This window comes from Rhizobium sp. NPDC092011, from assembly GCF_044756305.1.
Lineage (GTDB): Bacteria > Pseudomonadota > Alphaproteobacteria > Rhizobiales > Rhizobiaceae > Rhizobium.
In genome coordinates, this window is record NZ_JBIVSO010000002.1 from 722,737 (window position 1) to 743,581 (window position 20,845).

Annotated in this window: 15 protein-coding genes and 1 other RNA gene; 9 read left to right on the forward strand and 7 right to left on the reverse strand. The window is 60.1% G+C overall.

Features of this window, described 5'->3' with window-relative positions; translation table 11 throughout:
• Positions 1-61: 61 nt before the first annotated feature.
• Positions 62-2,527 (reverse strand): ATP-dependent helicase, encoded by a 2,466-nt coding sequence (locus ACIQJ2_RS11915; RefSeq protein ID WP_400668778.1) that lies wholly within the window; start codon positions 2,525-2,527, stop codon positions 62-64.
• Between the two features lie 360 nt (positions 2,528-2,887).
• Here ACIQJ2_RS11915 and ACIQJ2_RS11920 point away from each other — a divergent pair, with 360 nt between their 5' ends.
• From ACIQJ2_RS11920 to ACIQJ2_RS11935, 4 genes are all read left to right on the forward strand, one after another.
• Positions 2,888-4,054, forward strand: coding sequence for an efflux RND transporter periplasmic adaptor subunit (locus ACIQJ2_RS11920; protein ID WP_400668780.1), 1,167 nt, complete (start codon positions 2,888-2,890; stop codon positions 4,052-4,054).
• A complete protein-coding gene (locus tag ACIQJ2_RS11925) occupies positions 4,051-7,206 on the forward strand; it encodes an efflux RND transporter permease subunit (RefSeq protein ID WP_400668781.1) in 3,156 nt (1,051 codons plus the stop codon). Before ACIQJ2_RS11920 ends, ACIQJ2_RS11925 begins: the two co-directional genes overlap by 4 nt.
• A 286-nt stretch (positions 7,207-7,492) precedes the next feature.
• Complete coding sequence (locus tag ACIQJ2_RS11930; RefSeq protein ID WP_199145930.1) at positions 7,493-8,467, forward strand: flagellin; 975 nt, start codon at positions 7,493-7,495, stop codon at positions 8,465-8,467.
• A 195-nt stretch (positions 8,468-8,662) separates the two neighbouring features.
• Positions 8,663-9,331, forward strand: coding sequence for an OmpA family protein (locus ACIQJ2_RS11935; protein WP_199145907.1), 669 nt, complete (start codon positions 8,663-8,665; stop codon positions 9,329-9,331).
• A gap of 58 nt (positions 9,332-9,389) precedes the next feature.
• Here ACIQJ2_RS11935 and ACIQJ2_RS11940 read toward each other — a convergent pair whose 3' ends face one another.
• Positions 9,390-9,797 (reverse strand): DUF2000 family protein, encoded by a 408-nt coding sequence (locus tag ACIQJ2_RS11940; RefSeq protein WP_199145906.1) that lies wholly within the window; start codon positions 9,795-9,797, stop codon positions 9,390-9,392.
• A gap of 14 nt (positions 9,798-9,811) precedes the next feature.
• On the opposite strand from ACIQJ2_RS11940, the gene ACIQJ2_RS11945 reads away from it, so the two are divergent.
• From ACIQJ2_RS11945 to ACIQJ2_RS11955, 3 genes are all read left to right on the forward strand, one after another.
• On the forward strand, positions 9,812-10,708 hold the full coding sequence (locus ACIQJ2_RS11945; RefSeq protein WP_400668785.1) for an AraC family ligand binding domain-containing protein: 897 nt from the start codon (positions 9,812-9,814) through the stop codon (positions 10,706-10,708).
• A gap of 163 nt (positions 10,709-10,871) precedes the next feature.
• The gene (locus tag ACIQJ2_RS11950; RefSeq protein WP_400668788.1) at positions 10,872-12,284 is read left to right on the forward strand and encodes an FAD-binding oxidoreductase; all 1,413 of its coding nucleotides are present in this window, start codon (positions 10,872-10,874) and stop codon (positions 12,282-12,284) included.
• Positions 12,285-12,644: 360 nt separating this feature from the next.
• Entirely contained in the window at positions 12,645-16,403 is a 3,759-nt protein-coding gene (locus tag ACIQJ2_RS11955) for an AsmA family protein (RefSeq protein WP_400668790.1), read from the forward strand.
• Between the two features lie 236 nt (positions 16,404-16,639).
• On the opposite strand, the gene ACIQJ2_RS11960 is transcribed toward ACIQJ2_RS11955, so the two are convergent.
• The 4 genes from ACIQJ2_RS11960 to ssrA form a co-directional block, all read right to left on the reverse strand.
• Positions 16,640-16,852 carry a ribbon-helix-helix domain-containing protein gene (locus ACIQJ2_RS11960; RefSeq protein WP_199085987.1) on the reverse strand — a complete coding sequence of 71 codons (213 nt, stop codon included), beginning with the start codon at positions 16,850-16,852 and terminating at the stop codon, positions 16,640-16,642.
• 105 nt (positions 16,853-16,957) lie between these two features.
• Positions 16,958-17,152 (reverse strand): DUF4169 family protein, encoded by a 195-nt coding sequence (locus tag ACIQJ2_RS11965; RefSeq protein ID WP_400668793.1) that lies wholly within the window; start codon positions 17,150-17,152, stop codon positions 16,958-16,960.
• A 56-nt stretch (positions 17,153-17,208) separates the two neighbouring features.
• Positions 17,209-17,718, reverse strand: a complete 510-nt coding sequence (locus tag ACIQJ2_RS11970) for an SspB family protein (protein WP_199145896.1) — start codon at positions 17,716-17,718, stop codon at positions 17,209-17,211.
• 121 nt (positions 17,719-17,839) lie between these two features.
• Positions 17,840-18,210, reverse strand: a transfer-messenger RNA (tmRNA) gene (gene ssrA, locus ACIQJ2_RS11975).
• A gap of 214 nt (positions 18,211-18,424) precedes the next feature.
• Here ssrA and ACIQJ2_RS11980 point away from each other — a divergent pair.
• On the forward strand, positions 18,425-19,345 hold the full coding sequence (locus tag ACIQJ2_RS11980; RefSeq protein ID WP_400668796.1) for a thymidylate synthase: 921 nt from the start codon (positions 18,425-18,427) through the stop codon (positions 19,343-19,345).
• 71 nt (positions 19,346-19,416) lie between these two features.
• Here ACIQJ2_RS11980 and ACIQJ2_RS11985 read toward each other — a convergent pair whose 3' ends face one another.
• A complete protein-coding gene (locus tag ACIQJ2_RS11985) occupies positions 19,417-19,944 on the reverse strand; it encodes a GNAT family N-acetyltransferase (protein WP_400668799.1) in 528 nt (175 codons plus the stop codon).
• Positions 19,945-20,241: 297 nt separating this feature from the next.
• On the opposite strand from ACIQJ2_RS11985, the gene ACIQJ2_RS11990 reads away from it, so the two are divergent.
• Entirely contained in the window at positions 20,242-20,808 is a 567-nt protein-coding gene (locus tag ACIQJ2_RS11990) for an XRE family transcriptional regulator (protein WP_199145890.1), read from the forward strand.
• Positions 20,809-20,845 lie beyond the last annotated feature (37 nt).

Sequence of the window (20,845 nt, forward strand, 5' to 3'; positions counted from 1 at the left end):
ATGTTGCCATTGCATTGATGCTCACCCTCTGGTCCCAAACCAGCGGGCCGGCTTAATCAGATCACACCCTCTCCACAAATCCGTCCAGCACGCGTTTCTGCCCGGCGCGGTCGAATTCGATCGTCAGCTTGTTGCCTTCTATCTCGGAAACGTTGCCGTTGCCGAACTTGATGTGGAAGACGCGGTCGCCGACCATGAATTTCGAGGGTTCGGAGGAGGTGGATTTGGCCACCAGCTCGCCATCGATGGTGCGGACCTTCGGGCCGCTTTCGCCGTAGCCAATGCGCTCGACGGCGTGGCCGGAGCGGCTGCCCCAGTTGTCGCGGGTCGCATCGTTGCGGTTTGCCTGGGCGCGCTTCCAGCCAGGGGTGGAATAGGAGTTGGCGAAGGGTTCCGCCTTGTCGAAACGTGACTGGCCGTAGCCGCCGCGGCCATAGCCGCCATAGGACTGCTCGACTTCAGCGACCTGAACATGCGTTTCCGGCAGTTCGTCGAGGAAGCGGGAAGGGATGGTGGATTGCCACAGGCCGTGGATGCGGCGGTTGGAAACGAACCAGATGTGGCAGCGGCGCTTGGCGCGGGTGATCCCGACATAGGCGAGGCGGCGCTCTTCTTCGAGGCCGGCGCGGCCGCTTTCGTCGAGCGAGCGCTGGTGCGGAAACAGGCCTTCCTCCCAGCCGGGCAGGAAAACGGTCTCGAATTCCAGGCCTTTGGCCGAGTGCAGCGTCATGATCGAGACAGCGTCGAGATTTTCGTTCTGTTCGGCATCCATGACGAGGGCGACGTGCTCGAGGAAGCCGCGCATGGATTCGAAACTATCCATGGAGCGGATGAGTTCCTTGAGGTTTTCCAGGCGTCCCGGCGCTTCCGCCGATTTGTCGTTCTTCCACATGTCCGTATAGCCGGACTCTTCGAGGATCTGCTCGGCAAGCTCGATATGCGGCGTGTTTTCAAGCAGGCCCTGCCAGCGGCGGAAGGATTGCACGACGTCGAACAGTGCCTTGCGCGCCTTCGGCTTCATTTCATCCGTCTCGATGATATCGGCCGCTGCCGCCAGCATCGGGATATTGCGAACGCGGGCGTAGTCATGCAGCGCACGCACGGTGGTGTCGCCGAGACCGCGCTTCGGCGTGTTGACGATGCGCTCGAAGGCAAGATCGTCGGCCGGTTGGCAGACGAGGCGGAAATAGGCCATGGCGTCGCGGATTTCGAGGCGCTCATAGAAGCGTGGGCCGCCGACGACCCGATAGTTCAGGCCGAGCGTGACGAAACGATCTTCGAATTCGCGCATCTGGAAAGACGCGCGCACGAGGATCGCCATGTCATTGAGATTGTGCTTGTTGCGCTGAAGCTGCTCGATCTCTTCGCCGATGGCGCGCGCTTCCTCCTCGGAATCCCAGGAGGCGTGCACCTGCACCTTGATGTCGTCGGGATCGGAGCGTTCGGTGAAGAGCGTCTTGCCAAGCCGGCCCTCGTTGTGGGCGATCAGATGGGCGGCTGCGCCGAGAATATGTTCGGTGGAGCGGTAGTTGCGCTCGAGCTTGATGACCTTGGCGCCCGGAAAATCCTTCTCGAAGCGCAGGATATTGTCGACCTCCGCGCCGCGCCAGCCGTAGATCGATTGATCATCGTCGCCGACGCAGCAGACGTTCTGCGGCTCGCCCTTCTGCCGCTGCGCCAGCAGGCGAAGCCACATGTACTGGGCCGTGTTGGTGTCCTGATACTCGTCGACCAGAATATAGCGGAAGCGCTGGTGATAATCTTTCAGGATGTCCGGGTTGCGCCGGAACATATTGATCGGATGGAGCAGAAGATCGCCGAAGTCGCAGGCGTTCAGCGTCTTCAGACGGTTCTGGTAAGCGGTATAGAGTTCGCGGCCCTTGCCGTTGGCAAAGGCGCGGGCGTCGCCTTCCGGAATATCGGCGGGGCTGAGGCCCTTGTTCTTCCAGGTGTCGATCATGCCGGCGAACTGCTTGGCTGGCCAGCGCTTGTCGTCGAGCCCTTCGGCCTGAATCAACTGCTTGATCAGTCGGATGACGTCATCGGTGTCGAGAATGGTGAAGCTGGAGGTGAGGCCGACCAGCTCGGCATGACGGCGCAACAATTTGACGCCGATCGAGTGGAACGTGCCGAGCCAGGGCATGCCTTCGACCGCGCCGCCGACCAGCAGCGCGATACGCTCTTTCATCTCGCGCGCCGCCTTGTTGGTGAAGGTCACGGCAAGAATCTGGCTGGGGAAAGCGCGGTTGGTGGAGAGGATATGCGCAATGCGGGTCGTCAGCACGCGCGTCTTGCCGGTGCCGGCGCCGGCAAGCACCAGCACTGGGCCGTCGAGCGTCTCGACCGCTTCCGTCTGCTCCGGATTGAGGCCCGAGAGATAATCCGGCCGGCGACCGCCGTCGCGCGCTGCCATGGCGCGGGCGGCAATGCCGCCGCCATTGCTGCTGGCGCTGGGTGCCGGGTGTCGCGGCGCCAGATGTTCCGGCTCCTCGTCAAAGAAAGGAATGTCGTCGTGTCCGATGGTCATGCGGCCCAATGTAATGATTCTACCCCGAAAGGCAAAAGAAACGGGCTGAAAATAGAACAAAAAGTGCACATTTACAGGTGATGAAGCGATCGGGGGGGTGGATTTTCCCGTCATAAACGGCTTGTCAGGCAGTGGATAAAACGCGTCGTTGTCTCCGCCAAGATTACAACTTTGTCATAATTCGCGGTCAATCTTGCCCCATATGCTCAAAAAAACGATATTGCAGCAAATCGGGCACAATCGTGCGTTATATCGCCATCGACCCGAATCCGGCCTCGGCACACGCTCCTGAAGCGACGAGGCCATCACAAACCGACGACGCGATTTCATCGCCTCTGACACAACAAGCCGGAGACGTGCATGACCGCCTGGAAACAGCTTTCCTTATCCTTTCTCGTGCTGGTGGCGGGTTTTGTCGCCGCGGTGGCCTTCGTGCCGGGTGCGGCCAGCCTCCTGCAGAAAGCCGGTGTCCCGGCTTCCGTCGTGGCGATGGTTACACCCCGCGACGATGCGAAGGGCGGTCAGGCCGGCAAGATCGCCAGTGGCGGCGCGGGGCGCGGCCAGAATACGCCGCTGGTCCTTACGCATCCCGTGGTCGGCGGCATCGTCAATGATCGCCTCAGCGCCATCGGCACCGGCGATGCAATCCGCTCGGTCGTCGTTATGCCGCAGGCAGCGGGCACGATCCGGGAGATCCTCATCAAATCCGGCGACAGGGTGAAGCAGGGGCAGGTGTTGGCGCGTCTCGACGATGACGAACAGATCATTGCCCGAGGACAGGCGGAAGTGGCGCTCAAGAGCGCGTCGGAGAAATTCCAGCTCTATCGCAACATCAAATCCACTGTGTCGCGGATGGACGTCTTCGATGCCGAGATCGTGGAGCAGGGAGCAAAGCTGGCGTTGCAATCGGCGGAGCTTGCGCTGAAGCGCCGGGATATTGTCGCTCCGATCGACGGGATTGTCGGCATCGTTCCCGTTGTCGTCGGGGATAATGTGACGACGGCTACCAATATTGTCATGCTGGACGATCGCTCCGAGATCCTGGTGGACTACTGGGTGCCTGAGCGCTTTGCCAATACGGTCAAGGTCGATCAGCCTGTCGAGGCGACATCGGTCGCGCTGCCGGGGCGGGTCTTCACCGGCGCGGTCGAGGCGGTGGACAATCGCGTCGATGGCGCCAGCCGGACCCTGCGCGTGCGTGCGCGCATCGACAATGCCTCGGATGAGCTGCGTGCCGGCATGTCGTTCAATGTCGGCATGCGCTTTGCCGGCAATCCCTATCCTTCGGTCGATCCGCTTGCGGTGCAATGGGATGGAGAGGGCGCGCATGTCTGGCGTGTTGCCGATGGCAAGTCTTCGAAGGTGCGTGTCAGTATCGTGCAGCGCAATCCGGATGCCGTCCTGGTCAAGGGCGATCTGCGCGATGGCGATCTCATCGTCATCGAGGGTTTGCAGCGCGTGACAGAAGGCGGCGGAGTTCGCCTTGCCCGCGATGTCGCGCCAGCCACGGAGGTCATCACGCAATGATGACCCATGGCGATGATATGGCAGAGGGCGGCGCGGGCGCAGGCAAGCAGTCCTTCACGGCCCTTTTCGTGCGGCGGCCGATCCTGGCGCTGGTTTTCAATACGCTCCTGGTCGTCGCAGGTCTTGCCGCCTATTTCGGTGTCGAAGTGCGTGAACTGCCCGACGTCGATCGTCCGGTCGTTACTGTGCGAACCGTATTCGAAGGCGCGTCGCCGCAGACGGTGGATCAGGAGCTGACGAAGATCATCGAAGGCGCAGTTGCCCGCGTCAGCGGTCTGAAATCGGTGTCGTCCAGCTCCTCCTTCGGGCAGAGCCGGGTGACGCTGGAGTTTTCCGACGCTACCGATCTATCGGTTGCGGCCAACGACGTCCGCGATGCCATCGGCCGGATCACCGAGCAATTGCCGGATCAGGCGGATGCGCCGCAGATCGTCAAGGCGGATTCGGATTCGCAGCCGATCATGCGTCTCGCCGTGACATCCAGTACCATGACGATGGACGACCTGACGCAGCTCGTCGACAAGGAAATCAGGGATCGGCTGGCCTCTGTCGAAGGCGTTGCCGATGTTGAGCTATATGGCAATCAGGAGAAGGTTTTCCGGATCGACATCGATCAGGCGGCGCTTGCCGGACGGGGACTGACGATCGGTGACCTGACGACGGCGCTTGCGACCGCCGCGCTCGATGTACCGGCCGGATCGCTGAAGAGCGCCCGCCAGGATATCGTGGTTCGCGCCACAGCCGCACTGCAGACGCCGGAGGATTTTTCCCGGCTGATCGTCAAGGATCGCGTGCGGCTCTCCGATGTCGCGACCGTTACGCTCGGGCCGAGGGACGGCACAACGGCGCTTCGATCCAACGGCGTTCAGGGCGTCGGCCTCGGTATCATCCGTCAGGCTCAGTCGAACACGCTGAATATTTCGGAGGGCGTGAAGACGGTCGTTGCGCAGCTCTCGAAGTCGCTGCCGGAGGGGACGCGCATCGTCGTCACCAGTGATGACGCCCTGTTCATTCAGGGAGCGATCCATGAAGTGATGCTGGCCCTCGTCTTTTCGGCGCTGATCGTCACCATCGTCATCTACCTCTTTCTGCGCGACTGGCGGGCGACGCTCATACCCGTCGTCACCATGCCCGTGGCGCTCATCGGTACGCTCGCCGCGCTCTATATGGTCGGCTTTTCGATCAATATTCTAACGCTGCTGGCGATCGTGCTCGCGACCGGCCTCGTGGTCGACGATGCCATCGTCGTACTCGAGAATATCGTGCGCCGCAGAGCGGAGAAGATCGGACCGCGCGCTGCCGCCGTGCTCGGCACGCGTGAGGTCTTTTTCGCCGTCATCGCCACGACGGCGACGCTTGCCGCCGTGTTCATCCCGCTATCCTTCCTGCCGGGGCAGGTGGGTGGCCTATTCCGTGAGTTCGGCTTCGTGCTCGCTTTCTCGGTGGGCCTCTCGTCGATCGTGGCGTTGACGCTTTGCCCGATGCTCGCCTCGCGGATGCTGACCAAGGAGATGCGCGAGGAACACGGCGTACTCGGCCATTTCGGCGGTCTGTTCGCCGGCGTCTATCAGCGCACGCTCAAGACCTGTCTCAACGCACCGTTTGTTGTCATCGTCTTCTGTGCGGTTTTCTCAGCCGCCGCCATTCTGGCGTTCATGAATGTCAAAAGCGAGCTGACGCCAACCGAGGACCGCGCGATGGTCATGCTGCGTCTTACGACGCCGCAAGGCGCGGGCCTCGATTACACGAAGGACCAGCTGCAGCGCGTCGAGGAGCGGTTGCAGCCACTGATGGATAGCGGCGATCTCCGCAACATCTATGCGATCTCCGGTCTGAACAGCCAGAAGAACACCGGCTTCATGGTGCTGACTCTGGCGCCCTGGAGCGAGCGCCATCGCACGCAGCAGCAAATCGTTGCCGATATCAACCGTGCCATGGCCGATGTGCCGGCTCTGCGCGGTACGGCCATCCAGTCAAACAGCCTTCGCATCCGTGGCGCCGGCAGCGGCGTGCAGATGGCTCTGATCGGCAGCAACCACGAGGCGCTGACGCAATCGGCCCTGAAACTGGTGCAGGCGCTGGATGCAACGGGTCGGTTCGACACGCCACGCCTCAACAACGAACCGACGCAGGCACAGGTCTCCGTCAATATCGATCGGGAGCGGGCGTCCGATCTCGGGATCGAGATATCGGGGCTCTCGATGGCGCTTCAATCCCTGCTCGAAGGGCGCTCCGTGGTCGACGTCTTCGTCGCCGGCGAATCCTATCCGGTGCTGCTGACCTCGACGATGCGGCCGATCGACGATCCGACTGATCTCGAAAACGTCTTTCTGAAAACCGGCGACGGCAAGATCGTCCCGATGTCAGTCATCGCATCGCTGAAGGAAAATGCCGTTGCGCCGCAGCTGACCCGCGAGCAGCAGCTGGCGTCCGTCGCCATCACCGCCGGCCTGAAGAACGATATGTCGCTCGGGCAGGCCGTGGAGGAGGTGACCAGGATTGCCACGCCTCTATTGCCGCCTGGGGCACGACTGATGCCGCTTGCCGAAGCCGCCACGCTGGAGGAAAACTCCAGTGGCATGGCGCTTACCTTCGGCTTCGCCATTGTCATCATCTTTCTGGTCCTTGCCGCGCAGTTTGAAAGCGTGCTGTCGTCGTTGATCATCATGTCTACCGTGCCGCTCGGCCTCGCCTGCGCCGTCTTTGCGCTCGTCATCACCGGTTCGAGCCTGAATATCTACAGCCAGATCGGTCTCGTGCTGCTGGTCGGCGTCATGGCGAAGAACGGCATCCTGATCGTCGAGTTTGCCAATCAGCTTCGCGACAAGGGCGAGGGCGTGCGCGAGGCGATCGAAAAGGCGTGCGCTCTGCGCCTTCGTCCGGTCATGATGACGATGATCGCGACCATTCTTGGCGGCGTGCCTCTCGTCTTCGCCGAAGGGGCGGGTGCCGAGGCCCGCATCGCGCTCGGCTGGGTGATCGTCGGTGGTCTTGGTTTTGCAACCCTGGTCACGCTCTACATCACGCCCGTCGCCTACCTTCTCATCGCGCGCTTCGCCAAACCGCAGACACATGAGGAGCAGCGCCTGCACGAGGAAATGTCGGATGCGGCGCTGCGCACGAAGCTGGCCAACCTCCGCGCGGCGGAGTGAGGCCAGCACGGTTGAGTTGAGGTCGCGGCAAATTTCTCGCTTGTTTATGGTAAATTATGCGTTTGGCTTAGCGTTTTATTAAGTGTGTTTGCTAATCATAGCGGCATGTAACCGCTGGAGCCCAGGTGTTGTTTTGCCGGGCTTCTCCTTCGCCGACACGATCGGCCCGTGTGCATGAGTGCCCGCGGCAAGGTTCCAATGTCTCCTTGTATTTGTTGCGTATTGTTGCGTCCGGAGTTTGTGTGCCGTGAGTATTTTTTCGACCTTCATCAGGGTCACTCCCTCTATGAATACAGCGCTCGAAGTGCTGAGGGACACCCAGACCAAACTGGCAAATGCGGAGCGGCAGATGTCGTCCGGGCTGCGGGTGCAGACGGTCAAGGATAACGCCACCTATTGGAGGATTTCGGCTTTGACGCGTACCGACGTTGGCGCAATATCGTCGGTGCAGGATGCGCTTGGCCTTGCTGCCTCTACGGTCAATACAGCCTCCACCGGTGTCGAGAATGCAATCGATGTCGTGACGCAGATCCGCACGAAGCTTGTCAGTGCGTATGAGACGAGTGTCGACAAGACGAAGCTCAACGATGAGATTACCCAGCTCAAGCAGCAACTGCGCAGCATTGGGGAATCCGCGACTTTCAACGGCGTCAACTGGACAGTGTTGCAGGACGGTACGGATCCGACGAAACCACATCAGATTCCAGGGTCCTTTATCCGCAACACCAACGGAAGCGTCTCGATCGGCATGCTGAACTACGAGGGCGTGACCTCGACCGGCGGCCCCATCGTTCCGGCGGATGCCCGATATCTGATTGACGATCAATCGAGCGGTTCGGGCGGGTATGGCGTGCTGACGTCGACCGCCTTTTCGACAGCGGCCGGCTCAGCAAAAAACTACGTCTTGATCAGCAGCAAGAATGGCAGCACCGGCGGCCAGGCTGAAATCTCCCTTGATGCGAATACGTCACGCGGGGCGATTACGGACATGGTCAACACGGTGACCGGGATGTTGCAGCAGCTCAATACGATCGGATCGGCATTCGGTTCGCTCGAATCCCGCATTGGTCTGCAGACCGAATTCGCCAAGAATCTGAACGATTCCCTGACAAGCGGCGTGGGCAAACTCGTGGACGCGGACATGGAGCAGCAATCGAGCAGGGTCTTGGCGCTGCAGGCGCAGCAGCAACTCGGGCTGCAGTCCCTGTCGATCGCCAATGCCAGCTTTAACACCGTGCTTCAGCTTTTCCACGCCGCCTGATCATCGAGGGGCGCTGCAAGCAAGGCAAGCGGGGCTGTTATCGGCCCTGCAAAGTGCCGGTGGCCCATGGTTTCCGCAAAGGTTGTGCATATGCGCTATGCACAGGGAACAAAGGACTGGTTAAGATTTCTCTTCATCATCTTGCCGCAATGTTTCATATCTGCTGCGGCCATCGAACCGGAGAGCGACGATTCTATGATCAAGAAATTTGCCATTCTTGCCCTAGGGGCAGCCTTTTTGAACGCGTGCACCACGACTGATCCCTATACAGGCGAACAGAAGGTGTCCAACACGGCCGGCGGTGCGGCGATCGGTGCCGGGGTCGGTGCGGTTGCGGGTCTCCTTATCGGTCATTCGCCATCTTCGCGCCGCAATGCCGCGCTGATCGGTGCCGGCGTCGGTGCGCTCGCGGGTGCGGGTATCGGCAACTACATGGACCAGCAGGAGTCCGAGCTGCGTGCGCAGCTGCAGGGCACCGGGGTCTCGGTTACGCGCGTCGGCGACCGCATCATTCTCAATATGCCGTCGGCGATCACCTTCGACATCGACAGGGACGCGATCAAGCCGGAATTCTTTGCGACGCTCAATTCCGTCGCAATCGTTCTACGCAAGTTCAACCGCACTCTCATCGACGTCAACGGCCATACCGATTCGACCGGCAGCCTGCAGCACAACCAGGATCTGTCCGAGCGTCGCGCCGGTTCCGTTGCTTCCTATCTCAGCGGTCAGGGTATCGACCAGCGCCGCATGTCGGCGATCGGCTTCGGCCCGTCGCAGCCGGTTGCGTCCAATGCGAGCGAGGCTGGCCGCGCCCAAAACCGCCGCGTCGAAATCCAGATCGCACCGATCACACAGAACGGCTAAGCCTGTTCAACAAAAGCGGCCGGGTCTCACGATCCGGCCGTTTTCTTTGCGCGTCTGATCACGCGTGCATGCTCGCGCCCTTGGTGATCTTGTCGACGATCTTCTTTTCCGCGCGCAGGGCAATGCCGACGACTTTGGCGTCCTCGGGGGCGAATTCGGAAAACACGGCGCGATTGGCGACGTCATGGCCGGTGGAAAACATTTCCTCGATGAAGACGGAAGAGGTCACGCCGCGTTCCAGCGAGCGGCGATGGATGGCGGAGATCTTGTCCTGATCGGCCGATAGGACGATGATCGGCTGGATCGACAACGCGTTGTAGACGTTGCCAGTGCGATCGCGATAGGCTTCGCCGATGATATCGGGATGCTGCCCGGCGATGCCCGTCGACAGGAAGGCGGTTACGTTCAGCTTCTGCCAGGATTGAAGATCGCTTCGCAAAACGATCGCGATTTTGGTATCGAACATCGGTGATCACTTTCATGCAGTCTGGAAATGCGACATTGCAGGATGATGTAGCCGGACAGATCTTCGAGGGTCTTGAACGTTTGTGCGTGACGCCCGACGCCAATCGCATCCTGTCCGCGCCCGCCTATCCGGGGATCGAGCGCATCCAGGCGCAGTTTCGAGGCGATGCGTTCGATCTGCACCGGCATGACACCTATGCGCTGGGCGTCACCATGCGAGGGGTGCAGACATTCCGGTATCGAGGGGAACAGCGCTACAGCCAGCCCGGGCGGGTGATCATCCTTCATCCGGACGAACTGCACGATGGCGGTGCCGCGACCGAGGACGGGCTCGTCTACCGCATGCTTTATCTGGAGCCTTCGGTGCTGTTTCAGTGTCTGGAGGCAGCCCGTATCGGCCTGCCTTTCGTCGATGATCCGGTGGTTGAGGACGATCGGCTCGCCGGTCTCTTGCTGGCGGCACTTGGCGAACTCGATCGCGAACTGGACGAGCTCTTCGTCGACGACTTCGTTTCTCGCCTGGCCGATGGCCTCGTGCAGCATGCGCGCCTGCCGCAGCGACCGTTGGGCAGCATTGCCTGGGGGCAGGCGAAAGCGGCGCGGGAATATCTGGAAGCGCATGTCACGCGCGGTGTTCGCTCCCAGGAGTTGGAGCAGATCACGGGCCTTGACCGGTTCGCGCTTGCTCGGCATTTCCGAGCCGCCTTCGCCACGAGCCCGCATCGCTTCCTGCTCATGCGTCGGCTGCAACAGGCAAAGGCGCTGATCGTCGAGGGCGAGCCGATCGCCGAAGTTGCCGCTGCAACCGGCTTCGCCGACCAGAGCCATCTGACCAGGCATTTCAAGAAGGCCTTCGGTATCGCTCCCGGCGCCTGGAGCAGCATGGTGCGCGGTGCAGGGCAGCGTGGCTGACCAGGTTTGGCGACGCGCCGCCAAACCGTTTGAATTTCCCTCCAGGCCTATAGCCGAGGCGAGGTCGGTTTCGATATTTTCATGGCTGGACACGGTCGTTTCTATGTCCCATAGAACCGCAAAAGGTTAACGCCCTTTGTGCTCGCGATAGGAGATTCGGACTATGGTTCTGGCTGATGCGAAGGCAGGGAAACGCAACGAGGCTGGGATTTCAGCCGCTCTCGGCGTTCTGAAACAGGCTTTCGGAGAGCGTTTCCAGACCGGCGAAAGTTTTCGCGCCCAGCACGCCCATACGACGACCTATATTCCTTCGCAGCTTCCCGATGGTGTCGTTTTCGCCGAGACGCGCGAGGATGTCCAGGCGGTCGTCAAGGTGTGCGCGGAGCACAAGGTTCCAGTTATTCCCTTCGGCACCGGGTCTTCGCTGGAAGGGCAGGTGAACGCACCGCACGGTGGCATTTCCATCGATTTCAGCCGCATGAACCGCATTCTCGAGGTCAATGCCGAAGATCTGGATTGCACGGTCGAGCCGGGGGTAACGCGCGAGCAACTTAACACCCATCTTCGCGATACCGGGCTGTTCTTCCCGATCGATCCCGGCGCCAATGCCTCGATCGGCGGCATGGCATCGACGCGCGCATCGGGCACCAATGCCGTGCGCTACGGCACCATGAAAGACAATGTGCTGTCGGTGACCGTCGTTACCGCCGATGGCGAGGAAATTCGCACGGCACGCCGCGCCAAGAAATCCTCGGCCGGCTATGATCTCACCCGGCTTTTCGTTGGTGCCGAGGGTACGCTCGGTGTGCTCACGTCGGTCACGCTGCGATTGCAGGGCATTCCTCAGAAGATTGCCGGCGGTGCTTGTGCCTTCCCGGATATCAAGGCCGCTTGCGACGCCGTTATCCTGACCATTCAGATGGGCATTCCGGTTGCGCGCATCGAGCTGCTCGACGCCGTGCAGATGCGCGCTACCAACCGCTATTCCGGCCTGACCTACGACGAGAAACCGACGCTGTTTCTCGAGTTCCACGGCACGGATGAAACGGTCGCGCTGCAATCGGCGCAATTTGCCGAGATTGCAGCCGAGTGCGGCGGCGGTGAGTTTCTCTGGACTGACAATGCCGAGGAGCGCAACAGGCTCTGGAAGGCACGTCACGATGCCTACTGGGCCTGCCGTGCGCTGGCGCCAGAGCTCGCGGCCCTGTCGACGGATGTCTGTGTGCCGATCTCCAGGCTTGCCGAATGCGTTGCCGAGACCCAGGCCGACATCGAGGCGCATGGCCTGCTGGCGCCCATCGTCGGCCACGCCGGCGACGGCAATTTCCATGTGCTCGTCCTGTTCGACGACAAGACCGCGGAAGGAATTGCGGTCGTTGAAAATTTCGTGGCGCGTCTCAATGCGCGCGCGCTTGCTATGGACGGTACCTGCACGGGCGAACATGGGATAGGTCAGGGCAAGATGGCATTTCTCGAGCAGGAGCTCGGCAATGCCGTCGATGTCATGCGCCAGGTCAAGGCGGCGCTCGATCCCGATGCCATCTTCAATCCTGGGAAGATTTTCCACCCCCATTGAAAAGTGCAGTATTCCCATAATCCTGGCTTGCTATGCATGGGAGCAACGCAACAGCCGGCTGATTCCAGGTCGAACCGATTTGGAATCTGAATCCGCCCTAGAATCAAAGAAGTAGGACATGATGTCAGTCGAAAACTGCTTACACTTTTCGGCATCATGTTTTAGGCTGCGGCGGCTTTCCCAACTTATGTCATGGAAAGCGGCCAGGATGGGTTGGATCACGCGGTAAGCCTCGGAAAATGGGTGCGATTCTTGGTTGAGAGCCAATAGAGACGTGCCCATCCGAGGCGATGTAGTGTATGTGCTCGAATAGACTTAGATTCATCGTCTATTCGGAATGAAGATTGGAGACGGTTCGCGTTGTTGGGTAGGGTCCTGGTTTTTCTGGGTGGATTGCTTGTGGTGGTGCTGTTCCTGGCGCTGCTGGCTCCGCTCTTCATAGACTGGACCGATTTTCGCAAGAATTTCGAGGATCAGGCGAGCCGCATCATCGGCAAGAAGGTGACCGTTCACGGCGCCGTCGATGCCCGTCTCCTGCCGTTTCCATCCGTGACCCTGCATGACGTTCGAGTCGGCCAGGAGACTGACGGTACGCCGTTGGTGCAGATTGCCGAATTCTCCATGGATGCCGAGCTTGCGCCTTTCCTTTCCGGCGAAGCGCTGATCTTCGACATGCGGGTATCGAAACCCAAGGTGCGCCTGCGGCTGCTGAAAGACGGTACGCTGGACTGGATGCGTGGCAGTCAGCCCGAGATCCCTGCAAAGTCGGTCGTGCTTGAAAGCGTGCACGTGGAAAACGGCGATATCGTCTTCATCGACGAGCAGTCGGGCCGCACCCGGCACGTCACGGATCTCAATGCCGAGATGTCCGCGAAATCGCTTGCCGGCCCTTGGCGGATTGAAGGCGATGCCGCACTTGACGGCGAGCATGGCAATTTCACCGTTTCGAGCAGCCAGCCGGATGACAATGGCGTTCTGCGCGTCCGCACGCGGCTGATGCCTGACCGCCATCCCCTCAATGTCGATCTGGACGGCGAGCTGAAGCTGGTCAACAGCAAGCCTGACTACATGGGTTCTTTTACCGCGGGGGTCAACGACAAGCAGTCGCGCAATTCTGCCGATCAGAAGGCGCAACCCCGTATCAAGGGCCGCTTCGAGCTGACGAACGATCGCATTCGTGTGCCGGAATACCGCCTCGAAGTCGGTGCGGATGACGATCCCTATGTGGTCACAGGCGAGGCGACGCTGGATACCGGCTCCAAGCCCGAGTTTTTACTGACCGCAGACGGCCAGCAGATTGACGTCAATCGGCTTGGCAACGGCAAGGGCGCCAACGGCAAGACCAACCGAAACCCGGCGGTATCGGCTCGTCAGCGCCTGAACAATCTCATCGCGATCGCGGCTGAAATTCCGGTGCCGCAGGTGCCGGGCAAGGCGACCTTCCGCCTGCCTGCGATCGTTGCCGGGGATACGACCATTCGCGACGTCCAGCTCGATCTGGAACCCGCGGGAACAGGCTGGAAGATCGATCATGCGATCGGCACGCTGCCGGGGCGCACGCAGGTTGAGGCCCGCGGCAATCTGATGCTGCAAGGCGAGCCGAATTTTGTAGGCAATCTGGTCGTTGCTTCGAACCAGCCTTCGGGACTTGCTTCGTGGCTGGTGGGGTCCGTCGATCCCTCCATTCGCCAATTGCGGCAGGCCGGATTCTCCGCCGACGTCAGTCTGCGGCATGAGGAGCAGCGTTTCGAAAATCTGGAGATCGCGATTGGTCCCGCCACACTCAAGGGCAGGCTCGATCGCGTGGCGCCGGGTGGCAAGACCACCCCGAAGCTTGCCGTCGACCTGGCTGGCGACACTCTCGACCTCGACGCGCTAAGGGCGTTGACCGGTCTGCTGACGGGCCAGAACAGCGATGAGTCCCTCTTCGATCACCATATCACCGCGCATCTCCAAGCCGGGAGGTTCGTGGCTTTCGGCGTGCCGGCAGACAACATCGACACGTCGTTCTCCATTGCCGACGGTTCGTTGACGCTCGACAAGCTGGCTGTTCGCAATGTTGCCGGCGCCGAGATCACGGCGACGGGCCGCGCCGAGGGCTCGCCGTCGGACTACAAGGGATCAGGCGAAATCACCTTCAAGGCCGCCGACCCCGGCCCGTTCTTCGAGATGTTGCGCCAGCATTTGCCGCATCATCCCGTCATGGACCGGTTGGTGCGCAATGCCGCTTGGTATGGAAATACCGCGCTTCGTGGTGCGGTAACGCTTGGCGGCGATCAGGATAACGCGCTGACAGTGACCTTGGCCGGCGTTTCCAACGGCAGCCGCGTCAATTTCGATTATCGCATGTCCGACCTCTCGGCGCTCGCCGGAAAAGGGACGACAACGCTCGAGGGAACGCTCGAGAACTCCATTACGTCGATCCTCTTCGGCCAGGCAGGGCTTGATCCACTGCCGGTCGAAGCCGATGCAAATGGCCGTATGACGCTGAAGGTTTCCGCCAGCGGCACCGATCCGGCCGATGCAGCGCTGACCTTTGCCACCGACAAAACCTCGTTTACCGCGAACGGAAAAGTCGATGTGCGCCCCGATAACTTCCTCAACGGCAATATCGCACTCTCGCTCGATAGCGCGGATATCGACCCCTATTTCGTGATGAACGGCATTGGGGTTCCACAGATGGGCAGTGGACTGCCCGTCAAGTTCCAGGCTAACGCGACTCTAAGCCCGGATAAGATCGTGCTCTCCGATATGAAGGGGCTGCTCGCCGACAACAACATGTCGGGCGTGTTCACGCTCGACAGGAAGGCGCCGAATATCAAGGCGACGGGCGAACTGGCGCTGGACAAGGTGGATCTCGATTGGCTTGCGGAGGCGATATACGGGCCGATGGTCGATCCCAAGACAGGCAGCCTCTCCAGGGAAAAGCTCGGATTGCCCGCCTTCACTGGGCTCGATATCGGTATCAAGCTTTCGGCAAAGCAGGTGTGGCCCGGCATATTCGGGTTGATTTCGAATTTCACCGGCAATGCGACCTATAAAGGCGAGGAGTTTCGCCTCAACGATCTGGCCGGCGGCTGGAACGGTGGCACGTTGAACGGCAGCTTGATGCTCGCCAATTCGGACGGTACCGGGCTGCTGCAGACGAAGCTCAACATCGTCAACGGAGATCTGGCGGCGGTTGCCTGGCAGCGCGATGGCGCGCCGCTCGCCAGCGGTCGGTTTGGCCTTGGAATGAATGTCGAGGCCAGCGGCAAGAGCATTGCCGAGCTTGCGGCAAACGCCAGCGGCTCGGGTGAGATCAAACTCGGCGAGACGCATGTGCGAGGCCTTAACCTATCCGTCCTGTCGCCATTGCTGTCGGCAACGGATCAAATCCAGGGCGAGATCACTGCCGACAAGGTTTTGCCGATCGTGCAGACGCTGCTCAACAACGGCGAGGCGGTGTTGGCGCAGACCAGCATACCTTTCAATATTTCCGCGGGCGTTGCACGAGCCACCAATATCGTCGTCAGCAACGACGTGGCGAAGCTTTCCGGCAATGCCCAGATCAGCCTGCCGGACGAGCAGATGCGTGGATCGCTGGGGATCAGCTTCAAGGCCGGGAGCGAGGCGCAAAGTGGCGCTGAGCCGGCTCTGCGCCTTGATTTCGCCGGGCCGCTTGCGACGCCAGGCCGAACGATGGATGTGACCGATATTACCAGCTTCCTCTCGGTTCGGGCCTTTGAGCGCGAACGGCGGCGTGTCGAGCGCCTGCAGGCCAATGTACTGGAGAAGCAGCGGCTCCGACGCGAGGTTTCGCTTTACAAATACACGGCTACTGTGCGTGAGGCGCAGCGCCAACGCGATGCGGCCATCGAACAGCAGCGTCGCGCCGAAGAGAGCCGGTTGCGCGATTTAGCCAAACAGGCCGCTGCGCAGAAGCAAGCCGAAGACGAAGCCAAAGCCAGGCAGGCCGAGGAGCAGGCCAGGGCCAAGCAGCAGGCCGCCGAGGAAGCGAAGGCTGCGGCCGAAGCACGGGCCAAAGCCGAGGCTCAGCCTGAACCCAAAACCGACGCGCAGGCACCGAAAACGCCAGCTCCGCTGAACTTCAATGAGCTACCTGGAGGCATTCAATAACAGGCAGCTCGGCCGCAGGATGTCGGTGCGCGACGCCCGAGCATGCGCTCTTGAACAATCCCTGCTTTTGGTTCGAGACCAGGCATCCGGCAGCGTCTTTCACCGAATGCCGGTTGGCTTCCCGTCGCATGGTTCCAAAGCGTGTCGCGATCTTTCAGATCCGCTAGCGCACCAGCTTTTTGGTTTTACGCATGTCGTAGCCGCAAAAACCGCTGCACACTTTTGCGCGACATGCGCTAGTTGCGGTCTTTCAACCACTTGAGGACATAGAGGCGGAGTGCCGAGGAAAGGTTGCTGCCAGCTTCGCGCCCGTCGTCGATCTCGGAGATCAACGCTGCAAGCGAAATGCCGCGCGCATTGGCGATTGCCTTCAGTTCTGTCCAGAAGGCATCCTCAAGGGAAAAGCTCGTGCGATGGCCATGCAGCGTCGCGGAATGTTTACGGATCATTGGTGGTTCGATCAAAATCGGAAAGGATGGGGGTATTTCTTAAAATGATTCAAAATGCAGGAGTAAGCAACTGATTTTGGAAGTTTTTTTATGGTCCCGATATGGTCACTTGTCGGGCTTGGGCGTCTCGATATGGCCGGCTTCGTGGGCTTTTTCCGCCTTTTCGTTGAGCGCCTTGGTCAGGTTCTTTTCCGGCTTGGTGCGGCCGAAGCTGATGCGGTTCTGCTCGGCCTGCTTCTCCTTTTCGGAGCGGGCTTGCTTCTTGCGAAACTGACGCAGATTGACGATTTCCGCGGTCATCGGCTTCTTCCTCTTGCCCAAATGAAAAGGGGAAGCAGATGCTTCCCCCGATATGCCTATTGCTTCTTGCGGAATGCGTCGAGCGAGACGACTGATCCCGGCTTCTTTTCCTCGCCCTCCTTTGCAGGGGCCGATTGTTCCTCGGCGCCTTCGGTCGGAACCGGGTAGGCGGTGATCTCGCCGGTGGTGATCTCTTCCTCGTCGGCCAGCGGCACGTCGAACTCCAGCTCGAAGTTGACTGAGGGGTCGTAGAAGCCGCGGACGGCGTTGAACGGGATTACCAGCTTTTCCGGAACGTCGGAGAAGGAGAGGCCGATCTCGAACAGGCTTTCGGTGACTTTAAGATCCCAGAATTGATGCTGGATGACGATGGTCATCTGTTCCGGGTACTTCGACTTCAGGTGCTGCGAAATGCGCACGCCGGGAGCGCCCGTGAGGAAGGTGATGAAGAAATGATGATCCCCCGGCAGGCGGCCGGTGGCGCCGACTTCGGTCAACACCTTACGTATGACTCCACGCAGGGCGTCCTGTGCCAAAATATCGTAGCGGATATGATCCTGCGCCATACTTTCCTGTCTTTCGTTAGCCCATGCTTTTTCTAAGGCTTATGCCATGCTCGCCGCCAAGGGGAAAGCCCCGTGCGCGAGTCATCGCTCAGTCTTACTATAATATAGCAATGGAGGATAAGGTGAAGGCTTCTGTTGCCAGGTGCCTTCGGACCCCGCCTAAGAGTGCGACCCCTTAGGACTTTATTTGAAGTGTCACACCGCGATTAAGCAGCGAGACGAGCTTCCGCATAGTTGTCGTTTGCAACTACAATTTTAGCCCGATAACGGCGGTACAATGCCGAGCAAAAAGTCGATCTTTACACCCTTGTCGATCCTGTTTCGCCCCCATCAAAAGCCGGTCTGTCGCCAGTTTGGCCGGCCGGTTTTTGGTGGAGGCGCCGGGTACCGCCCCCGGGTCCAATAGGTTTATTACACCGCTCATTTATCGCCATAGCCGGCCCGAGGACCGGCAAGGGTGATATAGTGTTTTCCGCGGGCGAAGGGAAGGGTAATTGTCACAAATGCTTTGCCGAAACTTCGCCTGCCATGCAGGTGGCCGAGAATTGCCGGGATTGTGCGACGTATAGAGCTTTGCCATGGTTGGTTTCGCGCCGGCTTGCCGTTAAACTTAAGGAAAAGGAATCGGCCGAGCGCGCGGCGGCGGGTGTCCGCCGGCGCGCTACGTGTCGTCCGGAAAACATACCAAGCAATTTCGGAGCAGAAGATGGTTCGCCACCCAGAGTATCAATATCTCGATCTGATGGCCCACCTTCTCGAGAACGGCGACCGCCGCATCGACCGCACAGGCGTCGGCACTTTGAGCGGTCTCGGAGCAATGATGCGCTTCGATCTCTCCAAGGGGCAGATCCCGATCTTCACGACCAAGCGCGTCTATTGGAAACTCGCCGTCAAGGAAATGCTCTGGTTTCTGACCGGCGACACCAATATCCGCAATCTCCTGAAGGAGAATGTGCGGATTTGGACCGATTGGCCGCTCGCCAAATATCGCAAGGCAACCGGCGAAGAGATCGATCAGGTCGCCTTCGAGAAGCGGATTTTGGAAGACGAAGCCTTTGCGCTCGAATGGGGTGATCTCGGCCCGGTCTACGGCAAGCAGTGGCGGCAATGGCGCGATGCAGAGGGCAGGGTGCACGATCAGCTCGCCACCGTCATTCAGGATCTGAAGACCAATCCGAGCAGCCGGCGGATGATCTTTCATGCCTGGAACGTCGGGGAGCTGGCCGATATGGCGCTGCATCCGTGCCATATGGTCTATCAGTTCCATGTCTCGAACATATCGGGCGCCGACGGACGCCGCCCGCGGCTCAGCCTGATGGTGTTCCAGCGCTCATGCGATCTCTTCCTGGGCAACCCCTTCAATATTTGCCAGCAGGCGGTCCTACTGGCCATGGTTGCGCAGCAGGTCGATATGGATCTTGGAGAGCTTGTGTGGTCGGGCGGCGACGTGCACCTCTACCTCAATCACCTCGATGCGATCCGCGAGCAACTCAGCCGCGAACCCAGGCCTTTCCCGACGCTGCGTCTGGCGCGGCGTCCCGACAGCATTGACGGCTACCGCATCGAGGATTTCGATGTCGCCGGATATGAGCCGCATGCGGCGATATCAGCCGAGGTCGCCGTTTAAGAGCAGTTCCAGCAAAAGTGCGCAGCGGTTTTGCGTCCGGAATTGCGTAAAGACAAAGAACGGGAGCCCTCTCAGGCGGCCGGTTTCGAATCGGGATCGGTGCGCTGATCGAGCAGCAGCTGCAGGAATGCGAGGTCGAGCCAGCGACCGAATTTCGTGCCGACTTGCGGCAACAGCCCGACCTGCTGGAAGCCAAGCTTTTCATGGAGCTTGATCGAGGCGAGATTGCTAGCTTCGATGCCCGCCACCATGGCATGCTTCCCGATTGCGCGCGCCCGTTCGATAAGCTCGACCATCAGCGCCTTGCCGATGCCGCCCCTGTACTGGTCGTTGCGCACGTAGACGGAATGCTCGACCGTGTGGCGATAGCCATCAAAGGCACGCCAATCGCCGAAAGAGGCGTATCCGACGACTTCGCCGCGGTCGTCGATGGCAACGAGCACCGGATAGCCTAGCCTGTGTCGGTCGTGCAGCCACTGTCGGCGATTGTCGATGTCGACCTGCGTCTCGTTCCAGATCGCGGCCGTGTTGGCGACGGCGTCGTTGTAGATTGCGGTAATTCCCGCAAGATCTTCGTCTCTGGCATCGCAAATTCGCATCGGCTGCTCCGTGAATTTGTCCGCTCAATCAGGTGAGCGCGCGTCCTGTCGTTTCAACGTCTCATACAGAGATTTCGGTGGCTGTCTACTATATTATTACAGCAATTCAAGGAGTCAAAAAGGGTCAGTCATTTGGCTGTCAGGCCGCGCGATGGGGGATTGATGCAATTCTAGTGCGTATCCGCCCAATTTAAGAGGATTCTCTTGCTGGTTTGCCGTTTGGTTTGCTCAAATGCTATCTTGCAAGTGCCGTGAGCGCAGATTGTCATCCCTGCAATTGTCTACTATAGTAAACGGATGTCCCAACTTGACGATATCGACAGGCGCATCGGCGCGCGACTCCGTATCGAACGCGAAAGCCGTGGCTGGTCGTTGACGGAGCTTGCCGAGCGCTCGGCCGTTTCCCGCGCCATGATCCACAAGATCGAGCGTGGCGAAAGCAGTCCGACCGCGGCGCTGCTTGGTAAGCTATCCGGCGCCTTCAGCCTCAGCATGTCGACCTTGATGGCGCGTGCCGAGATGCAGCAGGGTCGTTTCCTGAAGAGGGAAGACCAGCCGGTTTGGATCGACCCGCAGAGCGGCTACGAGCGACGACACGTTTCTCCAAAATCGGATCTGCCGCTGGATCTCGTTCGCATCGAATTGCCAGCAGGCGCCGAGGTTCCGATGCCGGCTTCGGCCTATGTCTTCATGCGGCAGCTGATCTGGGTACTGAAGGGGCAGCTGACTTTTCTTGAGGGCGATACCTGGCATTCGATGTCGACGGGCGATTGTCTCGAACTCGGTCCACCAACGGATTGCGTCTTCAAGAATCAAAGCGGGGAACCGTGCATCTACGCGGTCCTCGTGCTTCGCGCGGCATAGGGCGATAGGCTGCCGCGGTTTCATCCGGGTCATTGAT

What these genes read in the sequence shown, in the direction of transcription:
- ACIQJ2_RS11915 (WP_400668778.1), bottom strand. Translation starts at nt 2,527, where the DNA reads ATGACCATCGGACACGACGACATTCCTTTCTTTGACGAGGAGCCGGAA.
- ACIQJ2_RS11920 (WP_400668780.1), top strand. Translation starts at nt 2,888, where the DNA reads ATGACCGCCTGGAAACAGCTTTCCTTATCCTTTCTCGTGCTGGTGGCG.
- ACIQJ2_RS11925 (WP_400668781.1), top strand. Translation starts at nt 4,051, where the DNA reads ATGATGACCCATGGCGATGATATGGCAGAGGGCGGCGCGGGCGCAGGC.
- ACIQJ2_RS11930 (WP_199145930.1), top strand. Translation starts at nt 7,493, where the DNA reads ATGAATACAGCGCTCGAAGTGCTGAGGGACACCCAGACCAAACTGGCA.
- ACIQJ2_RS11935 (WP_199145907.1), top strand. Translation starts at nt 8,663, where the DNA reads ATGATCAAGAAATTTGCCATTCTTGCCCTAGGGGCAGCCTTTTTGAAC.
- ACIQJ2_RS11940 (WP_199145906.1), bottom strand. Translation starts at nt 9,797, where the DNA reads ATGTTCGATACCAAAATCGCGATCGTTTTGCGAAGCGATCTTCAATCC.
- ACIQJ2_RS11945 (WP_400668785.1), top strand. Translation starts at nt 9,812, where the DNA reads ATGCAGTCTGGAAATGCGACATTGCAGGATGATGTAGCCGGACAGATC.
- ACIQJ2_RS11950 (WP_400668788.1), top strand. Translation starts at nt 10,872, where the DNA reads ATGGTTCTGGCTGATGCGAAGGCAGGGAAACGCAACGAGGCTGGGATT.
- ACIQJ2_RS11960 (WP_199085987.1), bottom strand. Translation starts at nt 16,852, where the DNA reads ATGATCCGTAAACATTCCGCGACGCTGCATGGCCATCGCACGAGCTTT.
- ACIQJ2_RS11965 (WP_400668793.1), bottom strand. Translation starts at nt 17,152, where the DNA reads ATGACCGCGGAAATCGTCAATCTGCGTCAGTTTCGCAAGAAGCAAGCC.
- ACIQJ2_RS11970 (WP_199145896.1), bottom strand. Translation starts at nt 17,718, where the DNA reads ATGGCGCAGGATCATATCCGCTACGATATTTTGGCACAGGACGCCCTG.
- ACIQJ2_RS11980 (WP_400668796.1), top strand. Translation starts at nt 18,425, where the DNA reads ATGGTTCGCCACCCAGAGTATCAATATCTCGATCTGATGGCCCACCTT.
- ACIQJ2_RS11985 (WP_400668799.1), bottom strand. Translation starts at nt 19,944, where the DNA reads ATGCGAATTTGCGATGCCAGAGACGAAGATCTTGCGGGAATTACCGCA.
- ACIQJ2_RS11990 (WP_199145890.1), top strand. Translation starts at nt 20,242, where the DNA reads ATGTCCCAACTTGACGATATCGACAGGCGCATCGGCGCGCGACTCCGT.